The organism is Mesorhizobium sp. WSM3864, from assembly GCF_002294955.1.
GTDB lineage: Bacteria > Pseudomonadota > Alphaproteobacteria > Rhizobiales > Rhizobiaceae > Mesorhizobium.
In genome coordinates this window covers 38,484-56,988 of sequence record NZ_NSGD01000019.1, presented here as the reverse complement: position 1 = coordinate 56,988, position 18,505 = coordinate 38,484, and the positions used below count along the sequence as shown (strand labels likewise).

The following is an 18,505-nucleotide window of genomic DNA, read 5'->3' as shown; positions in this document are numbered from 1 at the left end:
CCTGGCGGGAGCTGCGGTTCAAATCCCTGCGTCTCAGATGCCGCCCATGCAGAGATATTTCATCTCAAGGTAGTCCTCAAGGCCGTGGCGGGACCCCTCCCGTCCGATGCCGGACTGCTTGACGCCACCGAAGGGTGCCGCTTCCGAGGACATGCGCCCGGTGTTGATGCCCACCATGCCGTATTCCAGGGCCTCCGCCACGCGCCAGACGCGCTTCAGGTTGGACGCATAGAAATAGGCGGCTAGTCCGTAGATCGTGTCGTTGGCCTCACGCACGACCTGATCGGCATCCTCGAAACGGATGACGGGGGCCAACGGCCCGAATGTCTCCTCCTGCGCCACCGTCATCGCGCTGGAGACGTCGGTAAGGACCGTCGGCTGGAAAAACGTGCCGTCCCTGGCAATCCGGCCTCCGCCGCACCGGATCGCGCCGCCCTTTGCCACGGCATCGGCGATGTGGGATTCGATCTTGGCGAGCGCCCGCCTGTCGATCAGCGGGCCGATGGCGACGCCGGGATCGAAACCGTCACCGACCTGAAGCTCGCCGACCCGCCGGACGAATTTGTCGACGAACTCATCGTGAACGTCCGACTGGACGTAAAGTCGGTTCGCCGAAACGCAAGTCTGGCCGGCATTGCGGAACTTCGCCTGGACCGCCCCGTCCACGGCGGCATCGATGTCGGCGTCGTTGAAGACGATGAAAGGCGCATTGCCGCCCAGCTCGAGACTGACCTTCTTGATCTGGTCCGAGCACTGGCGCATGAGCAGGCGTCCGACCTCGGTCGAGCCGGTAAAACTGATCTTGCGCACTTTGGGATTGTGGCAGAGCTCGCGCCCCACCGCGGCACCCTTCGAAGCATAGATGAGATTCACGACACCATCGGGAAAGCCGGCCTCGGCGGCGAGCGCGAACATGGCGCCTGCGACAAGCGGCGTCTGTTCGGCAGGCTTAAGCACAATCGCGCAGCCTGCCGCCAGCGCCGGCGAGATCTTGCGCGCCACCATCGATGCGGGAAAGTTCCATGGCGTGATCGTGCCGACGACGCCGATCGGCTGCTTGATCACCAGCATGCGGCGGTCGGTCGACGGTGCCGAGATCGTCTCGCCATAGATGCGATTGGCCTCCTCGGCATACCATTGCAGATACGCCGCCGCATGCGAGACTTCCGATCTGGCTTCGGCGAGCGGCTTGCCCATCTCCGCGGTGAGGATCGCGGCGAGATCGTCGGTGTGGGTGACGATCAGTTGATGCCATTGCCAGAGCATTTCGCTGCGCTCCCGGGCCGTCAGCCCCGCCCATTCGGCCTGCGCGGCATAGGCCCTGTCGATCGCCGCGCGCGTCTCCGCAATCCCCATGTCGGGAAGTTCCGCCAGCAATTCTCCCGTCGATGGATTGAAGACCTCGAACGTGCTCCCGCCAACCGGCGTGCCAAGCGCCGGCACCCGGTCGATCGCGCCGAACAGGTCAGGGGATTTCAGGTGGCGCGTGATCGGCAGGCACATGGACAATGTCGGTCTCCTTCTCGCAGAGATTGATGGGCATCTGGCGCCAGCGTGTGTTCTGCGCCCCCCTTTCATAGGGCCTGGCGCGAACTGCGGTAGACCCACCTGCATATCTCCTCAATGCGAGCGCTGCATATCTCCTCAATGCGAGCGCCAGCCGTATCAAGTCCTCAGACAACACACCAACAACGCGACGATCCGGTTCGGACCGACATTGGGCGAATATCGCATCGTTAAGGTAAGCCTCTATCGCCCAGAACCAGGCCTTCTCCGCCATACCCTCACTGACGGCCCTGCCGATTTCGTGAGTGAGCAGGACCACATAGGTCTTTAGCCGATCACGGTCGCCGCTGTTCAAATTCCGGACCTCGGCCGAAAGCAGCAGGAACCTTGCACTGCGTTCAGCGTACCGACAAACAACTCAACTCATCGTTTTCTCGCGGGGTCTTGTCGTGGAATAAAGAGCCTTACAGACGAGAGGGAATTAGCCGTCAGCCTATGCGACTACAGCCTCACCGGTGTGCGGTTGGAAGCCTTCTAATCTGGCGCACGCCCGGGCCGCCGCCATTCTCCAGAATGAATTCGATACCTGCGGCTACCAAAGCGTTGATGATCTTCGTCGCCGTTTCTGGACGACCGCCAAGCGGGCCATCTTCGGCTTCCAGACGCGCAATCGTTGGTTCTGAAACTGCAGACCGCTCTGCCAAGTCTTCTTGAGACCAGCCCAGCAATGCCCTTGCCGCCTTGATCTGTCTCGTGGTGACGACCGCGGGATTATTTGATAGATTTTCTATTGACATTTACAAAGTCACTTTGATATTTTTTCCATCAATTCCCTCTGGAGCGACCCGGTAATCGAGGTGATATCCAGAGCGGCTGACCGAGGTGCGGCAACACCCAGGTCAGCCTGACCACGCCTAGCTTCAGGGAGCTCGGATCATGGGTGATTCCGACAATAGCATGACTTTGGCCCGCGTCACCCGCAGCAGGTTACTTCCTGCAACGCCAAACTCGGGAGAGCAGCCGCGAGCGGTCGACGGCAACCATTCCGGAACGGATCAATCCGCCGATCCGGCGGTGGCTGTGTGGCGCGAATGGCAGGCAGCCCACGACGAAACCGAGCAACTGTGCCTTCAGCAACACCGCCTTGAGCGGAAGCTCGTCGAAACCGTCGGCGTTCCTTGTGCGACCATCCTGCTGCGCGACGGCGAGAGAATGACGGCGCATTCACTTGAGGCGCTTCATGAAGTGCTCGATCTCAGCCAAGAAAATGGGGCGGCTCACGCGAAGGCTGAAGCAGAGTTCGCGGCGCATCAGATGCGCTGGGATACCGCCGACAGGGAAGTTGGCTATACCGCCACGTTGCGCGCTGAGCGCGAGGCTGCTGCTCGAGCGGAAGCATTGCTCTACCTATTATCGGAAACCCCCGCTAATTCCTTAGCCGGGGTCGCGGCCAAGCTGGATGCCGTGCTTAGGGAAGGACAGACTTCAAAGGAAGATGCTGAGCTTCCTTGGCCGCAGATACGTTCGGCCCTAGAGGATATCGGCCGGCTTGGCTAAGACAAGCGCGAGCCGGGAGGCTGCGGAGCCGTGCGGTGCGGCCTGCAACTCCCCTGCCGCCGGGCGGGAGGTGGAATTCCGAAAAAACTCGCCGGAATCGAAATCCGACCTCTTCAAGGCTTGGCAGGAGCCAGGCGTCGACAGTCGCCCTCATTCTGCCGATCAGCATGTCGGTAGGCAGATAGCCGCGGTTCGCGTCCAGTCGGACATTTCGCAGGCGCAGCTTGCTCGGTCGATAGGCATCAGCTTCCAACAGCTTCAGAAATACGAGAACGCGAGGAATCGCGTGAGCGCCTCGATGCTCTTCGAGATCGGCAGCTCGCTCGGCGTTCCTGTCAGCCGTTTCTTCCAAGGCCTGCCGGGAAACAACGAGATGAGTAGTAGCACTCCGCCTCTACTGATCGATGAGCGCTTAGACTTTATTGCCAGTGCGGAAGGACGACGGCTGATCGAAGCTCTGATGAATATTGACCCGCGAGTGCGCAAACGCGTATCGGCCTTGATCGCCACGTTGGGAGAGCAATTGGCAATTCTCGACGGCAAACTGAGCTAAACGAGGCCAGATAGACTAACCCGCGCCCGCCGAACACAGGCGGGCTTGAGGGTATTTTCGGATGAGATGCGCGCCCTCATTGCCGAATGCGAAGATGCTGACCATCTACTCAGGCCGACCGTCCACGAGATCCAGACCGAGAAACACACCTCAGATAAGAGCCTGACCCATTGCGCTCTTGACGTTGCTACCGCGCCGGCCCCCTGGCTCGCGTGTGCAGATCTTGCCCTCCTAGGTTTGCCGAAGCGTCAATGACGCGGCTGTCGAGCCCGCACCAGCTTCAAAATCAGCACCATGATCCCCTGAGGGCGGGTAATCGGCCGCAAAAGGCGGCAAAAAGGCTGTTCTAAATTTGCAGGGAAACAGCGAAACTTGGCGAATGTTCAGGAAGCGCGGATTCACTAGAGCCCATACCTTGAGGACCTGCTCGAGAAGGAGCTTAGGGATTCGTCCGCTCTATCAGACCGGACAAGTGACATGAATAGGAGGTATCCATTATGACCGCCCCCCAATTTTCGAATGGAGTGCGCGTAGCCTTCTCCCTTCGTGAACTTCGTACTCGTTTGGGAATCAGCCAAAAAGATCTGGCCACAGATGTTGGGACGACTCGACAGACTGTTTCCCGGTGGGAAACAGGAAAAGAACCGTTGAGCGCTGAACAAATAAATAATCTTTGCTTAGCGTTAAGGTGCACAACTGAGCAATTATTCGACGTCGGTGACGACGTTGAGGATCATCTTACTAGAGACTCGGTACTTTTTCGCCATAATATTCCGTACGGGACACTTAAGTTAAGAACGGCGGCTGGAATACGCAAGTATCCTATTGATGAACAGACTCGTGTCGATATCTTATTTCAAATCAACAGCCTTCCTACAGGCCGAGATAATAGTCGGTGGCTTTACTGTTTCAGTCTCGACAATAAGATTGTTCTCGTTAACCCGAAATGCATCCAATCAATCGAACTGATTGGCGATGACGTTCAACCGACGCCACAATATTATAGCCAGGAAGTGTATGGAGCACTTGATGATTTGGAGGTAACCGAGCTTTCCGAAAAATTGAAGAACGAATGTGAAATTATAGTTGCAAAGATCAGCGAAGAGGAGGCCGCTCGGATGGTCTCTTTTGTTCGTGTCACATACCTCAACGGAGAGGACGAGTGGAATTTTCTGGATAGCGGAAGCGCCGGCACTTTTTTCGGATTGGAGGCTAAAGCCTTTAAAGTTCCCCAATCTACTTTCGCTGAAATTGAGGAGGAGGGCTACTACCGAGCGCGATACGCCAACCTTGATCACGTCGCGATCATGGAAGTTCCGAGCGACCGTTACCGCAAATTGACCCGCAACCGACCAAGTGTACATCAACGAAGGGCGATGCCGCTGTCCGCCCGTTTTCAAGCAAAGATGTCAACGCAATCGACTGGTGCTGCGAGAGAGGATTGAACTCTCGACCTCTCCCTTACCAAGGGAGTGCTCTACCACTGAGCTACCGCAGCCTGCGATGGCGGCGCTTCTGCCATAACGAACCGGCAAGCGCAAGGCCAAGAAAACCTGAAAACGACGCATGTCGTCGTCCGAAATCGCTGCGCAGTTTTGCCGCGGCAGGTGTCGAATGCCGCGGCTGTGGAAGCCGCTTGCGAGCAGGCTTCGATGACATGGCGGCGCCACAATGTTAACTATGCCTGAACCACAGCCGGCTATCCGCCGGCGGGGACCGGCGATGAACGACAAGGCAAATACGCCGAAAAAACGCGACGGCGAGCGCAAGGACCGGCTGGCCGACGCGCTGCGTGCCAACCTGCAGAAGCGAAAGGCGCAGGCGCGTTCGCGGCGCGATGGCAATCCCGACGATCGGCCGGAAGGATTGCCGACTGCTGGAAAAATGCACAAGGACTAACCGAAATCAGCCACACTGGCCGATCACACTCGGTCCACAGATGGGGAAATCCTATTTCTTGAACCGCACCGGCCGATAGTCTAGAGCCGGATATACTCAACCGATTGAAACCGGCCCGTCCGGGCCGAGGGGACGTTCTTTCATGGATCGCATCAGAATTGTCGGCGGCAATAAGCTTGGCGGAAGCATTCCGATTTCGGGCGCCAAGAACGCGGCGCTGCCGCTGATGATCGCCTCGCTGCTCACCGACGACACGCTGACGCTCGAAAACGTGCCGCATCTGGCCGATGTCGAGCAACTGATCCGCATCCTCGGCAATCACGGCGTCGACTATTCCGTCAACGGCCGGCGCGAGAAGCAGCAGGAGGGCTATTCGCGCACCATCAATTTCTCCGCCCGCAACATCGTCGACACCACCGCGCCCTACGAACTGGTGTCCAAGATGCGCGCCTCCTTCTGGGTTATCGGCCCGCTGCTTGCCCGCATGGGTGAGGCCAAGGTGTCGCTGCCGGGCGGCTGCGCCATCGGCACGCGCCCGGTCGACCTCTTCCTCGACGGCCTGCAGGCGCTGGACGCCGAGCTCGACGTCGACAACGGCTATGTCGTCGCCAAAACCAAGAACGGTCGTCTCCACGGCAACCGCTACGTGTTCCCGAAAGTGTCGGTCGGCGCCACCCATGTGCTGATGATGGCGGCCTCACTCGCCAAGGGCGAGACGGTACTCGAAAACGCCGCCCGCGAGCCGGAAATCGTCAATCTCGCCGAATGCCTGATCGCCATGGGCGCCAAGATCCACGGCGCCGGCACCTCCACCATCACCATCGAGGGCGTCGAGGCGCTGTCGGGGGCGCGCGTGCGCGTCATTCCCGATCGCATCGAGACCGGAACCTATGCCATGGCGGTGGCGATGACCGGCGGCGACGTGGTGCTGGAAGGCGCGCGCCCCGACCTGTTGCAGAGTGCGCTCGACGTCATTGCCGAGACCGGCGCCGAGATCACGCCGACCAATGCCGGCATCCGCGTCAAGCGCAACGGCGCCGGCATCGCACCGGTGGATGTGACGACCGCGCCCTTCCCCGCCTTCCCGACCGACCTGCAGGCGCAGTTCATGGGCCTGATGACGATGGCGAAGGGCAAGTCGCGCATCACCGAGACGATCTTCGAGAACCGCTTCATGCATGTGCAGGAGCTTGCCCGCCTCGGCGCCCACATCACGCTGTCCGGCCAGACGGCGATCGTCGACGGCGTCGCCAAGCTGAAGGGCGCGCCGGTCATGGCGACCGACCTGCGCGCCTCGGTGTCGCTGGTCATCGCAGGGCTTGCCGCCGAAGGCGAAACCACCGTCAACCGGGTCTACCACCTCGACCGCGGTTTCGAGCGCCTGGAGGAGAAGCTTTCCGGCTGCGGCGCGGTGATCGAGCGGATTTCGGGCTGACAAAGCGCCTCGGTTGCGCAGAGCGGAAAGACCGCATAACAGAAGATTGACTAATCAACCTTCAGGTGCGCATTCCGCATGGCCCTCAAGCTCATCGCGCTCGACGACCAGGATCTGAGCATCATCTCGGCCCACGTCCAGGACGCCGTGATGAAGGTCTCCGACCTCGAATACCTGCCGGCGGCCAAACGTTTCGTGCTGACCATGAACCGCTTCGTCTGGGAGGCGAGGTCCGGCTTCTTCCGCCAGCACAATGAACGGCGCCAGTGCGTGCTCCATTTCGACCGCGTGCTGGGCGCCAAGACCAGCGGCATCGCCCGCGACAAGCCGGCGGAGATACTGTCGCTCTTGGCGGTCAGCTTCGTCGCATTCAGCAAGCCGGCCGGCATCATCGAGCTGGTTTTTTCCGGAGGCGGCACGATCATGCTCGACGTCGAGTGCATCGAGGCGCGGCTCGCCGATGTCGGCGGCTCCTGGGAAGCCACCTCGCGCCCGGTTCACAGGACCTGAGCACCGACGATGGCCATCACGCTTAGCCAAACCGACGCCGATTTCGAGCTGCATTTTTCGGCATTCCTCACCACCAAGCGCGAGGTATCGGCCGACGTCGACGCCGTGGTGCGCGACATCGTCGCGCGGGTGCGCGCCGAAGGCGACAAGGCACTCATCGACTACACGCTGAAATTTGACAAGGCCGATCTCAGCAGGCTCGGCATCGCCGTTTCCAGGGCCGACATCGAAAAGGCATACGCCGCGGCCGACCCAGCCACAGTCGCGGCGCTCGAATTCGCGCGCGACCGCATCCGCTCCCATCACGAGCGGCAGAAGCCGAACGACGACCGCTACACGGACGCTGCCGGCGTCGAGCTCGGCTCGCGCTGGACGGCGATCGATGCCGTGGGGCTCTATGTGCCCGGCGGCACAGCGAGCTATCCGAGCTCGGTGCTGATGAACGCGGTGCCGGCCAAGGTCGCCGGTGTCGAGCGCATCGTGATCGTGGTGCCGGCCTCGGGCGGCGTCATCAATCCGCTGGTTCTGGTCGCGGCCGACCTTGCCGGCGTCTCCGAGATCTACCGCGTCGGCGGCGCGCAAGCCGTCGCCGCGCTCGCCTACGGCACCGAGACGATCCGGCCGGTCGCCAAGATCGTCGGGCCGGGCAATGCCTATGTCGCGGCAGCCAAGCGCCAGGTGTTCGGCAGTGTCGGCATCGACATGATTGCCGGGCCGTCGGAAGTGCTGGTTGTGGCAGACGCGGACAACGATCCGGACTGGATCGCCGCCGATCTGCTGGCGCAAGCCGAGCATGACGCGTCGGCGCAGTCGATCCTCATCACCGACAATGCCGAATTTGGCACGGCGGTGGAGCAGGCGGTCGAGCGCCAGTTGAAGAGCCTGCCGCGCGCCGTGACGGCGGCGGCGAGCTGGCGCGATTTCGGCGCCGTGATCCTGGTGCCGACGATCGAGGCTTCGCTGCCGCTGGTCGACCGCATCGCGGCCGAGCATGTCGAGCTCGCTTTCGACGACGCCGAAAACTTCCTCGCCCGGATGCGCAATGCCGGCGCCGTTTTTCTCGGCCGCCACACGCCGGAAGTCATCGGCGATTATGTCGGCGGCTCCAACCACGTGCTGCCGACCGCGCGCTCGGCGCGCTTCTCGTCTGGCTTGTCCGTGCTCGATTTCGTCAAGCGCACCTCGATCCTGAAGCTCGGCCCGGAGCAGCTCAAGGCGCTGGCGCCGGCGGCCATCGCGCTCGCCAAGGCGGAAGGGCTCGACGCCCACGCACGATCGGTGGCGATCAGGCTGAACATGTAGCGATGTCCGGCCACCACCAAAACCGCGACAGGCTGATCGACGTCGAGCTCGACGAATCGATCGGGCGTTCGACGCCCGATGTCGAGCATGAGCGGGCAGTGGCGATCTTCGACCTGATCGAGGAAAACAGTTTCCGGCCGGTCAACGACGATGGCGCCGGCCCATACAGGCTGAAGCTGTCGCTGGCCGAGTCGCGCCTGGTGTTCGCCGTCAGCCGCCAGAATGGCGCCGATGTGGTTACCCACATCCTGTCGCTGACGCCGCTTAGGCGTATCGTCAAGGATTACTATCTGATCTGCGAAAGCTATTATGAGGCGATCCGCTCCTCCACGCCCAGCCATATCGAGGCAATCGACATGGGCCGCCGCGGCCTGCACAATGAGGGCTCGCAAACACTGATGGACCGGCTCGCCGGCAAGATCGAGATCGACTTCGACACGGCGCGCCGGTTGTTCACGCTCGTCTGCGTGCTGCACTGGCGGGGGTAGTCCTGGCCGCGCTGCCGCATTCGATTCTTTTTGTGTGCGGCATGAATGCCGTGCGCTCGCCGATGGCCGAGCAACTGGCGCGGCGGATGCTGCCCGCCACCACTTTCGTCGCCTCGGCCGGCGTGCGCAGCGGCGAGCGCGACCCCTTCGTCGATGCCGTGCTTGCCGAAGAGGGTCTCACGCTCGGCGAGCGGCAGCCGAGGACGCTGGACGAGCTGGAAGACGATTATTTCGACCTGATCGTGACGCTGGCGCCGGAAGCGCATCACGCCGCGCTCGAGCTTACCCGCTCGCTCGCCGTCGAGGTCGAGTACTGGCCGATGCCGGACCCGACCGACACCGGCGGCACGCGCGAGCATATCATGGCCGCCTATCGCGATATGCGAGAGCGGCTGAAGACGCGCATAAGCCGGCGTTTCTTGCCTCCGGAAGCAAAAAACGCGACGGATTAAGCATGTTCACAAGCGGGCGATTATCATATAGGTTCCGCCGCAAATTCCGGCTGGAGTCGGACGAGTTCAGGTCTGTTCGACCTGAAATCGTCCGGCTCCAGATCAAGAGTAGAGCATGATGTCGTCCGAAAACCGCTTCACACTTTTCGGCATCATGCTCTAAGCCCCGGAACCGCCATCCAAGCAAAGGTATCGAATGCCGAAGGAAGAAGTCCTCGAATTTCCGGGCGTGGTCACGGAACTGCTGCCCAATGCGATGTTCCGGGTGAAGCTCGAAAACGAGCACGAAATCATCGCCCACACGGCCGGCCGCATGCGCAAGAACCGCATCCGCGTGCTGACCGGCGACAAGGTCCTGGTCGAAATGACGCCTTACGACCTGACCAAGGGCCGCATCACTTACCGCTTCAAGTAACAATTCGGCGCGAACGCGATGAGCATCCTGCAGAAGCTCGTGCTTGCCTCGGGTTCGCCGCGTCGCATCGAGCTGTTGCAGCAGGCCGGCATCGAACCGGACCGCGTGCTGCCCGCCGATGTCGACGAGACGCCGCTGCGCGCCGAGCATCCGCGCTCGCTGGCGAAGCGCCTTTCCAAGGACAAGGCCGAGAAGGCGTTCGCCTCGCTGAAGAGCGAGGAAGACTATGCGCCGGCCTTCATCCTGGCCGCCGACACGGTGGTGGCGGTGGGGCGGCGCATCCTGCCCAAGGCCGAGACGATCGACGACGCGGTGAACTGCCTCGGCTTGCTTTCCGGCCGCTCGCACCGGGTCTATTCCGGCATCTGCCTGATCACGCCGGGCGGCAAGCTCAGGCAGCGGCTGGTGGAGACCAGGGTGCGCTTCAAGCGACTGCCGCGCGAGGAGATCGACGCCTATGTCGCGTCGGGCGAATGGCGCGGCAAGGCCGGCGGCTATGCCGTGCAGGGCCTCGCCGGCTCCTTCGTCGTCAAGCTGGTCGGCTCCTACACCAATGTGGTCGGCCTGCCGCTCTACGAGAGTATCGCGCTGCTGTCCGGCGAGGGCTTCAAGCCGCACAAGAACTGGCACGTCGCGCGGCCATGAGCCCGGACGAAAAGGTCACGCCGCTGAGGCCGAAGCGCCCCTGCCCCGAATGCGGCAAGCCTTCGGTGCGGGAGCACTATCCGTTCTGCTCGACACGCTGCAAGGACATCGACCTCAATCGCTGGCTGAAAGGCGCCTACGTCATTCCCGGCCGCGACGACGAAGAGGAAGAAGACGGGGGCCCCAAGCAAGGCCCTTCGTCCACAGACGAGCAGTGAAGGCCGGTAGCAATACGCCGTTTCCCGGCGATTTTTCTTTATCAACACCTAAGCGCTGGACAGGGCGAATTCCCGTGCTATAACCCACGCGCTTTCGAGGGGGGCGCCACCCGGCGCTTCCGTGAAACCCGGCGGACGAGCCCGTTAGCCGGCGCAGGCCCAGATAGCTCAGTTGGTAGAGCAGCGGACTGAAAATCCGCGTGTCGGTGGTTCGAATCCGCCTCTGGGCACCATCCCCCCTTCTCCCGACAGTCTCTTCCGCCGAAGCATCTACGCTTTTGTCTCGGCAAATATCTGAAATTCTTGGTGATTTTCGCTCGCAAGGCGCGGTTGGTCGTGTTTTGTGGAATTTCGGCGTAGTTGGTCCAACGAGGCGGAGGGCTGGTATTTTCGATGGTATTGGAGATCCTGATGGTATCGATGCAGCCAAATGGAGCTCCCGAAAATGGTGCTGTCCGACGTGAAATGCCGAAATGCCCGACCCGCTTCCAAGCTCGTGAAATTTTCTGACGGCGGCGGGCTCCAGCTTTGGGTGCAGCCTACCGGATCTCGGCTATGGCGCCTCGCCTATCGTTTTGGGGGCAAGCAGAAGCTTCTGGCATTGGGCAGCTATCCCCTCATCTCCCTCGCTGAGGCACGCGAGGCGCGCGATACCGCCAAACGTCTTCTCCTACGTGGCATCGACCCCGCACAGGAGCGTAAGTCGCAAAAGGCTTCGGCAGAGGACACCTTTCGCTCAATCGCGGAGGATTATGTCGACAAGCTGAAGAAGGAGGGACGTGCCGACCGGACCATCACCAAGGTCAAATGGTTGCTCGACTTTGCCTATCCAACATTTGGGGACAAAAGCATTAGGGAGATCGATCCGGCCACAATTCTGGCCGCTCTCCGCAGCGTGGAGGTTCGCGGTCGATACGAGTCGGCTAGGCGACTGCGCTCCACTATCGGCAGCGTGTTTCGATATGCAATCGCAACCGCACGCGCCGATGTAGATCCGACGATCGCCCTGAGGGGGGCACTCGTCGGTCCGACGGTCACGCCGCGTGCGGCAGTTACCGATCCTAAGGCCTTGGGAGGCTTGCTGAGGGCGATCAATGCGTTTGATGGACAGCCAACAACCCGAGCCGCCCTGAAGATGATGGCCCTATTGTTTCCCCGCCCCGGCGAGCTGCGCGCGGCCGGATGGGATGAGTTCGATTTTGAAAGGTCGGTGTGGAGCATCCCTGAAGGACGCATGAAGATGCGAAGGCCGCACCGTGTACCTCTTTCCAGGCAGGCGGTCAGCGTCCTGACCTCACTTAGAGAAATCTCTGGTGGTGGATCGCTGTTGTTTCCTAGTGTTCGATCGGGTTCGCGCCCGATTTCCGACAACACGCTTAACGCCGCCCTTCGCCGTATGGGCTATAGCAAAGAGGAAGCTACAGCGCACGGTTTTCGAGCAACGGCATCAACTCTGCTAAACGAATGCGGAAATTGGCATTCGGATGCCATAGAGCGGCAACTGGCCCACATCGAAAACAACGACGTTCGTCGTGCCTACGCCCGGGCTGAGCATTGGGAAGAGCGTGTCAAGATGATGCAGTGGTGGGCAGATTATTTGGATGAACTCGAGAGCAAAAGCGGGATAGTGAACTCGATCGGGCGACGCGGCAAGCCTGCCGTTCATACACCAGACCCACTTTGAACCCAACAGCAAACGCCGAAACGAATCTCCAACCGCACGACCAGATCGGCGTAGGTCATCCCGCCACCGTCGTCGGGCAGAAAAGGACGCCCCAGCAGAACTCCCGTGATCCACGAGGCGCGCGAGCGACAGTCCCATCGTCTCACCTACGAAAGTATGAGTCTGTCTCGCCTTTGGAATGATGCGAGTCGACGAGTGCGCTTTCCGCACGCGCTTGCTTGTCCGGCGACGGCATGAACAGCAAAGTCAGACGATATCTGCTCTCGCAATGCGCGACTTGCCATCGAAAGCGCCGTGCCGTTCTTCATCGACTAGCATGAGGCCGATAGTCCAGCGCTTCGATGCGCTCGGCGTCAAAGAAAAATGCCCAGCCAGAGCCAAGCTTCTCAGCTCATAGTTTGCCGCGCGCACCTGACTACAAGTTCGGCTTCAGTCGCGCTTGAGATCGGAGCCGCGGAGCCGAAAGGTGCGCTGAAAGCTGCCGTCCTTTGAGGACGATGCTGTGCGCGTCGAGTGCGGCTCAAGGCAGATGATCGGCAAGCCGGTCGGCTTTGCCGTGATATTCTGAACGATTCAGCATGCGAGCCAATCATTCGGGCGAAGGTGGCGGACAAACACGTTTGCGAAGGCTCGCGGCGAGCTGCGAAGACCGCGAGCTGTGGTCGGCGATCCAGAGCACCAGCCCGGCAACCCACTGCTGTAGGCCAACGCCTATGGCGGCGGCTAGATGGTTGGTGGTCATCATCCGCTGCAGTGTCGCGGCAAATGAGCGTTGTGGGTCCGGCAAGAAAGGTGACGCACGGGCGATCGTCTTTCTTGTTCGGCGTAGAACACGGGCAGGGTGGCGCCGATCAGGAGGGAATGACTCGTCTTTTCGCCGCGTTCCAGCGCCCCCCGAGGTCGACGAGAATGTCGGCGATGTTCTGGACGTCGCGGAGCTCGTTCGGACCTTTGAGGACTTTCACTCGGATCGGCCGGGTTGAACAGCAGGCAGTACGAGAACTTCGACTGCCAGCCGGCCGTCAACTGCCACTCCTCCCCTTTGATGTCGTGAATGCGGCTGAGCCGGTCCAGGAAAGAAGCGTTGGAACAACCAGTCTGACGCCCTTGCCCGAACGTGCCGGCGCAAAAGCCATGACGTTCTCTGGCCCGGTATGGCACAGATACCGATCTTTCAGTTTACCCAGGAAAACGCCGGCCGGCCGGAGCAACCCTGCCTGGTCGATCTCCTGGTTAATGGCCCATCGCGAAGAGCCGTAGGTTGTGACCAACCCACGCTGTCGCGCGCCGGCCACCCGCCTTTCACTTTTTTTAGCATTCGGCGCGAACCCACACCCTGCACCAAACCTGCGAAAGAACCCTTGATTGTTGCCGCCTAAAGCTTATTGTCCTCGACTCGAGCGTTCTCTGCTTCTCGTGGAAGACGCTAAATCCGCGCGTGCGTTATTGCCGGCCAGCAAAGGCTGCGGGTCGGCGGTGAAGCTGTCGAGGGGCGGCGGCCGTTCCCCTTCACTCAATGGTGCCGCCGGCGCCTGGATGGTTTCCACGCCGCCGCCCCCGCACTCGTGGCCGTTGTGATGATCATCGTGCATGCGCTGCGCTGTTGGGGACATGCTGATGGCGGTGCCGGAAGCACCGGAAACATGTGATATTTCGGCAGCGGGCAGAGCGGCTTCTCTCTCCCTGCTGCACAGGAAAGCGTAGAGCTCCTTCACGCAAGTGCCGACGTTCTTCTTGTCTTTTTTAAAGGGCGGGACCACCCTGATATCGGCCTGTTGGTAGTCTGGCCCGCGCGCTTCTAACATGTTTTCGAGCTGCTGCTCGATGTCGGCGCCTTGCAGCAGCGGCCGGCCGGTGTCGCCCGTGAGGCGCTGTTGCAGGGCGATGCGCCTGCCGACCTCTTGAAGGTCGGTGTCGAGCCAGATCGACACGGCCTTCTCGAGGATCAGGTCTCGATTGGACTTCTTGACAAAGCAGCCGCCGCCGGTTGCGATGACGATGGGCCCTTTCTTCAGCTGTTCGGCGAGCTCTCTAGCCTCCAGCTCCCTGAAGTGCGGCTGGCCATGGCGCTCGAATATATCCTTAATATTGCCGTGCTGGGCGACGATAAGCTTATCGATGTCGACAAACTCCACCCCCAGCTCCTTGGCAAGCCGGGGACCGATGGTCGACTTGCCGCTCGCCGGCATGCCGACGAGCACCACCGGCCGCGTGCCAAGGGCCGCGACGATCTCGCCGGCTTGCGGCGAGTGAGCGACCGCAATCTGTTGTCTTGCGATGGTGGCCGACCTGGAGGTTCCTGCCGCCCTCGACCTGCTTTCTCCTGACGAGCCCCAGTGTAATATCTCCCAGGCACCATGGGGAACGGGAACCAGCTCGCATTCGCTCTGCGCGCGCTGCGCGAGCTCGGCCCGGTAACTGGCCGGCGTATGGAACTCGACCTCGAAGCGATAGTTCTGCGCAGTTCTGAATGCCGTGTGAACGCCGCGTAACCGCGGCGTGTCCATCCTGATGAACCAGTTGGTGGTCTCGACCTCGCTGCAGTCCCGCTCCTCGAAGGCCAGTGCCGCCTTCCTGAAGGCGCGCGTAAAAGCCTCGTCCGGGATCTCGAAGACATGGCGCACGGCATTGGTGACCAATTTGGCCTCCGGCGCCGCGCTCACGTTATGGCCGGTCAACTCGTCGGCTATCCAGACCTGCCCGCGCGACCGTTGGTCAAGATGCGGCACCTTCACCTCGATGCCGTCCTGCCGCAAAAGCTCGGCAACCGCATGCACAGTTTCGATAATCGCGCTTTCTTGCGCTTCGGCGGGGGCGGCTTCGAGCCTGGCGCGCTCCAGGGCCTGTTCGCTGCTCAGCGTTATCCTGCTGGCGGGGTTGTCGGCCGAGATTGCTAAGGCGCTGGGCAGGATACGCTTTTCGACGGCGAGTCTGATCGAGGCCTCCATGACCGAGGCCGCCAGCGTGGGGTTGTCCTTCAGATCCGCCAGGCTGCCATCGACGTCGAACCGGCCCTGGTGGAGCTTTGCCGCCTGCGCCTTGACATAGGGGGCCGCCTTGAAGCCCGGCCTCCGCTCCAAGAGCCGCTGCAATTCGGTGGTTTTTTGCATGAACACCCGCGCACCGGTATCGGACTTGTAGGCGTCCGTGCCGACCTTGATGCCGACGCTCAACAGATTGATCGCACTTTCATGCAGATCGTCCGGGTTGTAGCCGTCGGGCCGCGGATCGATGCGCGGCTGGTAGTGGTTGAGCAGGAAATCGATGCGCTTCCTGGCGTCAGCGGTAGCCGGATAGGATTCGCTGAGTTTCGGGAAGAGCGCGGCGGCGTCGGCGCTGACGGCAAGCTTCGCGCCGGCTGAGGCCACGGATCGCGCTAACTGCTGCTTGACGTCCGACTGCTGATGAGCCGGCTCGCCGAGCTGCAGGTTCCAGTCCTGGAGCTCGGCCACTAGCAAGGCGGCCAGTTCGCAGGCCACCGGGTGCTTGGCGGCCTTGCTGTCTTCCCCCGCCCTGGTGATGAGCTCATGGAGGGTCTGGCCATCCGGCCGATCTTTCTGCAACAGTGCGCGGATGTCGGCCTTGAGCTCAGGATGAATGCCCTCGTAGGTGCCGAAGATGGCGCGCTCGGCAAACCAGCGTTGCGCCTCCTGCGGCTGCGCCAGCACGTTGCGCTGCAGGCAGCTGTAGGTCTCCAGCACCAGCCCGGTGGCCGACAGGATCTGCTTGGCCCGGCTGAACTGGTAGTCGCCTTTCTCAATGGCCGGCGTGTGCGACTTCGGCGGCTTCATCGAGGCGACGCCGCGCGCCTGCAGCTGCGCGTCGAACTGGCGCACATGCTCGTAAAGGCGAGGCCGGTTGCCGATGATGACGACGGCGTCGCCGTCAAAATCGCCGTCGAGCATTTTTTGTTCGACGCTCGGAACCGCAACCAAAGAGCCGGGCGCAAACACCTCCGTCGCCTGCAGGATGCCGACGCACTCGAGCGCGGTGTCGGCCTTAACGCGGTTCTTTTCCTCCAGCCAGCGCGAATGGCACTTTACGTCCTCCGCAGACATCACCACCCCGCGGTCGGCGAAGTCCGCCGGCCACATTTCGTCGGGCACAACGATCAAGATGCCTTTGGCAAAGAAGGTCGGATCGTCGGCGGCTAGCCCGGCCCCCGACCTGTGCGCGACGTTGAAGCTGTATTGGAAGGCCACGCACCGATCCAGGAACGCCGCGGTCCGATCGCCATCGCGCGCCGACCTGACCCGGTCGGCGGCGAACGGGCGCAGGTTGGGCTTGTCATAGGGGGAGCGTCCGACAAGCACGCCAGCGTCACGGGTCAAGGTCTTGCTCTTGCCCGTCGGGACATGCAGGCATTCGTCGCTGGACGGCACGGCGATAGCGCCCGACCCCTCGATGTGCCCGCCCGTGACCGTCCGGAACACCTCCTCGAGGGTGAGGCTTGGATGGTTTTCGAGCCAAGCCAGAGCCTTCTCGCGGGTCTCCTGTGCCACCTCGACGCTGCGCGGATAATGTTGCAGCGCCGAGGGCGGTACCGCCGATTGACGACTGTCGGCATAGGCAGGCATCCGCTCGGGAGCGTCGTGGCGAGCCCGGGCAATGGCCGGCATGCGCTCGGCCAGTGAGGCCCTGATGAAGCCGCAGCCGTCATGCGGCCGCAAGGCGACCTCGCCGTCTCGCCCCTCGAACCGGAAGGGGTGCTCTGCGCCTGCGGGGCGGTCGGGCAGAAGGGACAGCTTGAAGCACCCTTCCAGCGCATAATCATGCGGGCCAACGTCGGGGATGCCCGGCGGCGCGGCAAATCCGCGGCGCTGAGTATAGTAATAGGCTTCCTTGAACGGTGCCCAGGCCCGCGACAACTGCTCAAAGGCCGTGCCCGGAGCCGTCTCGGCATAGGGGATCGCCAAAAGCTTGCCGCTTGGGGCCTCTTCGGGCGCGAAGGGCAGGTGAGAGGCAAGCTGGTTGAGGCTCTTTTGCGGCGGCTTTAGTTTGCTGCCGCCGAACAGGTCCATGCGGTAGGGCACGCCCTCTACGGGGAGCGTGCGTGTCAACATGGCGCCAGTCGGAGTTCCCTTTAGTTGCACGGCCACCACCGGCACCGCGCCCGAGGTCAAGCGGTGGAAAATGGAATAGCGCAACTCGGCTTCGCTGGCCAGCGGCCGGCCTTGCATGTCGACCACCGGCAGCCGCATCAGTCCGGCATCGCCTTGCGGCGGTCTCGGCTCGTGGTCCATGCCCTGAAGGACCCGATGGACATCGAAGCTGGCGGCTGCATGCTGAGCCTGGACCATCGATGCGTTCTGCGCCATGAAGGTGTCGAGCGCATCGAGGGGCTCCTTCGCCTCGATCTCGGCGATCACGTTCCAGCTCATGTAAGAAAGGTCGGCGTAGATGAGGGCGCGGGCACTGTCCAGGATCTGCCTGGTTTTGCCGTGCAGCTCTTCCTGCCTGGCCTGCAAGGCGAGTTCGTCGCCGTCGACATAGGGCCGCCGGTAGAGCGTCTCCAGCACTGCCCGGGTCTTGAGCACCTGATAGATCGAAAGCGCCGGGCAGCGGCTTGCATTGGGGCCGCTGGTGCGCTCGGCCTGGCCTGCCTTGAGATGGGCATCGATCTTGTGTTCCACCACCGGCTGGATGGCGTTGAGCAGGTTCAGCGCCGGTCTGCGGTGCCAGCGCAACACCGGCTTCGGGCTGCGAGCTAGGGGCAGCAGGGAGGCGCAAAGGTTGCCCATCGTCTCGAGGTTGTTGTCGAGCTTAAACCCGGGATTGGCGCTTAACACCTCGAGCCTGTCCAACCCCGGCTGTGCCAGCGCGCCGAAATCGTCCAACAAC

The 18,505-nt window shown here is 61.9% G+C and carries 16 protein-coding genes, 2 tRNA genes and 1 pseudogene; 14 read left to right on the top strand and 5 right to left on the bottom strand.

Translation table 11 applies throughout. The annotated features are described in order from the left end of the window. Positions 1 to 33: 33 nt before the first annotated feature. Both CK215_RS25940 and CK215_RS25930 read right to left on the bottom strand, forming a co-directional pair. Positions 34 to 1,509, bottom strand: coding sequence for an NAD-dependent succinate-semialdehyde dehydrogenase (locus CK215_RS25940; protein ID WP_095832582.1), 1,476 nt, complete (start codon positions 1,507 to 1,509; stop codon positions 34 to 36). A gap of 506 nt (positions 1,510 to 2,015) precedes the next feature. Next, entirely contained in the window at positions 2,016 to 2,303 is a 288-nt protein-coding gene (locus CK215_RS25930; RefSeq protein WP_095832580.1) for a helix-turn-helix transcriptional regulator, read from the bottom strand. A 139-nt stretch (positions 2,304 to 2,442) separates the two neighbouring features. Between CK215_RS25930 and CK215_RS25925 the strand changes: the two genes are divergently transcribed. From CK215_RS25925 to CK215_RS25910, 3 genes are all read left to right on the top strand, one after another. Beyond that, positions 2,443 to 3,063 carry a hypothetical protein gene (locus tag CK215_RS25925; RefSeq protein WP_095832579.1) on the top strand — a complete coding sequence of 207 codons (621 nt, stop codon included), beginning with the start codon at positions 2,443 to 2,445 and terminating at the stop codon, positions 3,061 to 3,063. Beyond that, positions 3,056 to 3,616 carry a helix-turn-helix domain-containing protein gene (locus tag CK215_RS25920; protein WP_210201693.1) on the top strand — a complete coding sequence of 187 codons (561 nt, stop codon included), beginning with the start codon at positions 3,056 to 3,058 and terminating at the stop codon, positions 3,614 to 3,616. Before CK215_RS25925 ends, CK215_RS25920 begins: the two co-directional genes overlap by 8 nt. A 497-nt stretch (positions 3,617 to 4,113) precedes the next feature. Continuing rightward, positions 4,114 to 5,061 (top strand): helix-turn-helix transcriptional regulator, encoded by a 948-nt coding sequence (locus CK215_RS25910; protein WP_095832576.1) that lies wholly within the window; start codon positions 4,114 to 4,116, stop codon positions 5,059 to 5,061. On the opposite strand, the gene CK215_RS25905 is transcribed toward CK215_RS25910, so the two are convergent. After that, positions 5,040 to 5,114 (bottom strand) — tRNA-Thr (locus CK215_RS25905). The genes CK215_RS25910 and CK215_RS25905 overlap by 22 nt on opposite strands. A gap of 224 nt (positions 5,115 to 5,338) precedes the next feature. Between CK215_RS25905 and CK215_RS31450 the strand changes: the two genes are divergently transcribed. The 11 genes from CK215_RS31450 to CK215_RS25850 all read left to right on the top strand — a co-directional run bounded on the left by CK215_RS31450 (position 5,339) and on the right by CK215_RS25850 (position 12,664). Then, complete coding sequence (locus tag CK215_RS31450) at positions 5,339 to 5,515, top strand: hypothetical protein (protein WP_095832575.1); 177 nt, start codon at positions 5,339 to 5,341, stop codon at positions 5,513 to 5,515. Positions 5,516 to 5,657: 142 nt separating this feature from the next. Continuing rightward, positions 5,658 to 6,950 carry a UDP-N-acetylglucosamine 1-carboxyvinyltransferase gene (gene murA, locus CK215_RS25895; RefSeq protein WP_095832574.1) on the top strand — a complete coding sequence of 431 codons (1,293 nt, stop codon included), beginning with the start codon at positions 5,658 to 5,660 and terminating at the stop codon, positions 6,948 to 6,950. Positions 6,951 to 7,028: 78 nt separating this feature from the next. After that, complete coding sequence (locus CK215_RS25890; protein WP_066993786.1) at positions 7,029 to 7,460, top strand: DUF2948 family protein; 432 nt, start codon at positions 7,029 to 7,031, stop codon at positions 7,458 to 7,460. A gap of 9 nt (positions 7,461 to 7,469) precedes the next feature. Then, a complete protein-coding gene (hisD, locus tag CK215_RS25885; RefSeq protein ID WP_095832573.1) occupies positions 7,470 to 8,762 on the top strand; it encodes a histidinol dehydrogenase in 1,293 nt (430 codons plus the stop codon). Between the two features lie 2 nt (positions 8,763 to 8,764). Further along, a complete protein-coding gene (locus tag CK215_RS25880; protein WP_066993793.1) occupies positions 8,765 to 9,250 on the top strand; it encodes a UPF0262 family protein in 486 nt (161 codons plus the stop codon). Further along, positions 9,238 to 9,702: a low molecular weight phosphatase family protein gene (locus CK215_RS25875; protein WP_095832572.1), complete on the top strand. Its 465-nt coding sequence runs from the start codon at positions 9,238 to 9,240 to the stop codon at positions 9,700 to 9,702. Before CK215_RS25880 ends, CK215_RS25875 begins: the two co-directional genes overlap by 13 nt. A gap of 196 nt (positions 9,703 to 9,898) precedes the next feature. Beyond that, positions 9,899 to 10,117, top strand: coding sequence for a translation initiation factor IF-1 (infA, locus tag CK215_RS25870; RefSeq protein ID WP_006200926.1), 219 nt, complete (start codon positions 9,899 to 9,901; stop codon positions 10,115 to 10,117). Positions 10,118 to 10,135: 18 nt separating this feature from the next. Further along, positions 10,136 to 10,762 carry a Maf-like protein gene (locus CK215_RS25865; protein WP_066993800.1) on the top strand — a complete coding sequence of 209 codons (627 nt, stop codon included), beginning with the start codon at positions 10,136 to 10,138 and terminating at the stop codon, positions 10,760 to 10,762. Beyond that, positions 10,759 to 10,980 carry a DNA gyrase inhibitor YacG gene (gene yacG, locus CK215_RS25860; RefSeq protein ID WP_067328558.1) on the top strand — a complete coding sequence of 74 codons (222 nt, stop codon included), beginning with the start codon at positions 10,759 to 10,761 and terminating at the stop codon, positions 10,978 to 10,980. Before CK215_RS25865 ends, yacG begins: the two co-directional genes overlap by 4 nt. A gap of 157 nt (positions 10,981 to 11,137) precedes the next feature. After that, positions 11,138 to 11,213 (top strand) — tRNA-Phe (locus CK215_RS25855). 212 nt (positions 11,214 to 11,425) lie between these two features. Further along, a complete protein-coding gene (locus CK215_RS25850; RefSeq protein ID WP_095776684.1) occupies positions 11,426 to 12,664 on the top strand; it encodes an integrase arm-type DNA-binding domain-containing protein in 1,239 nt (412 codons plus the stop codon). Between the two features lie 724 nt (positions 12,665 to 13,388). Here CK215_RS25850 and CK215_RS25845 read toward each other — a convergent pair. Beyond that, positions 13,389 to 13,950: pseudogene (locus CK215_RS25845) on the bottom strand (type IV secretory system conjugative DNA transfer family protein); the annotation flags it as partial. A gap of 96 nt (positions 13,951 to 14,046) precedes the next feature. Next, entirely contained in the window at positions 14,047 to 18,501 is a 4,455-nt protein-coding gene (locus tag CK215_RS25840; RefSeq protein WP_245418808.1) for a shikimate kinase, read from the bottom strand. Between the last annotated feature and the right edge of the window lie 4 nt (positions 18,502 to 18,505).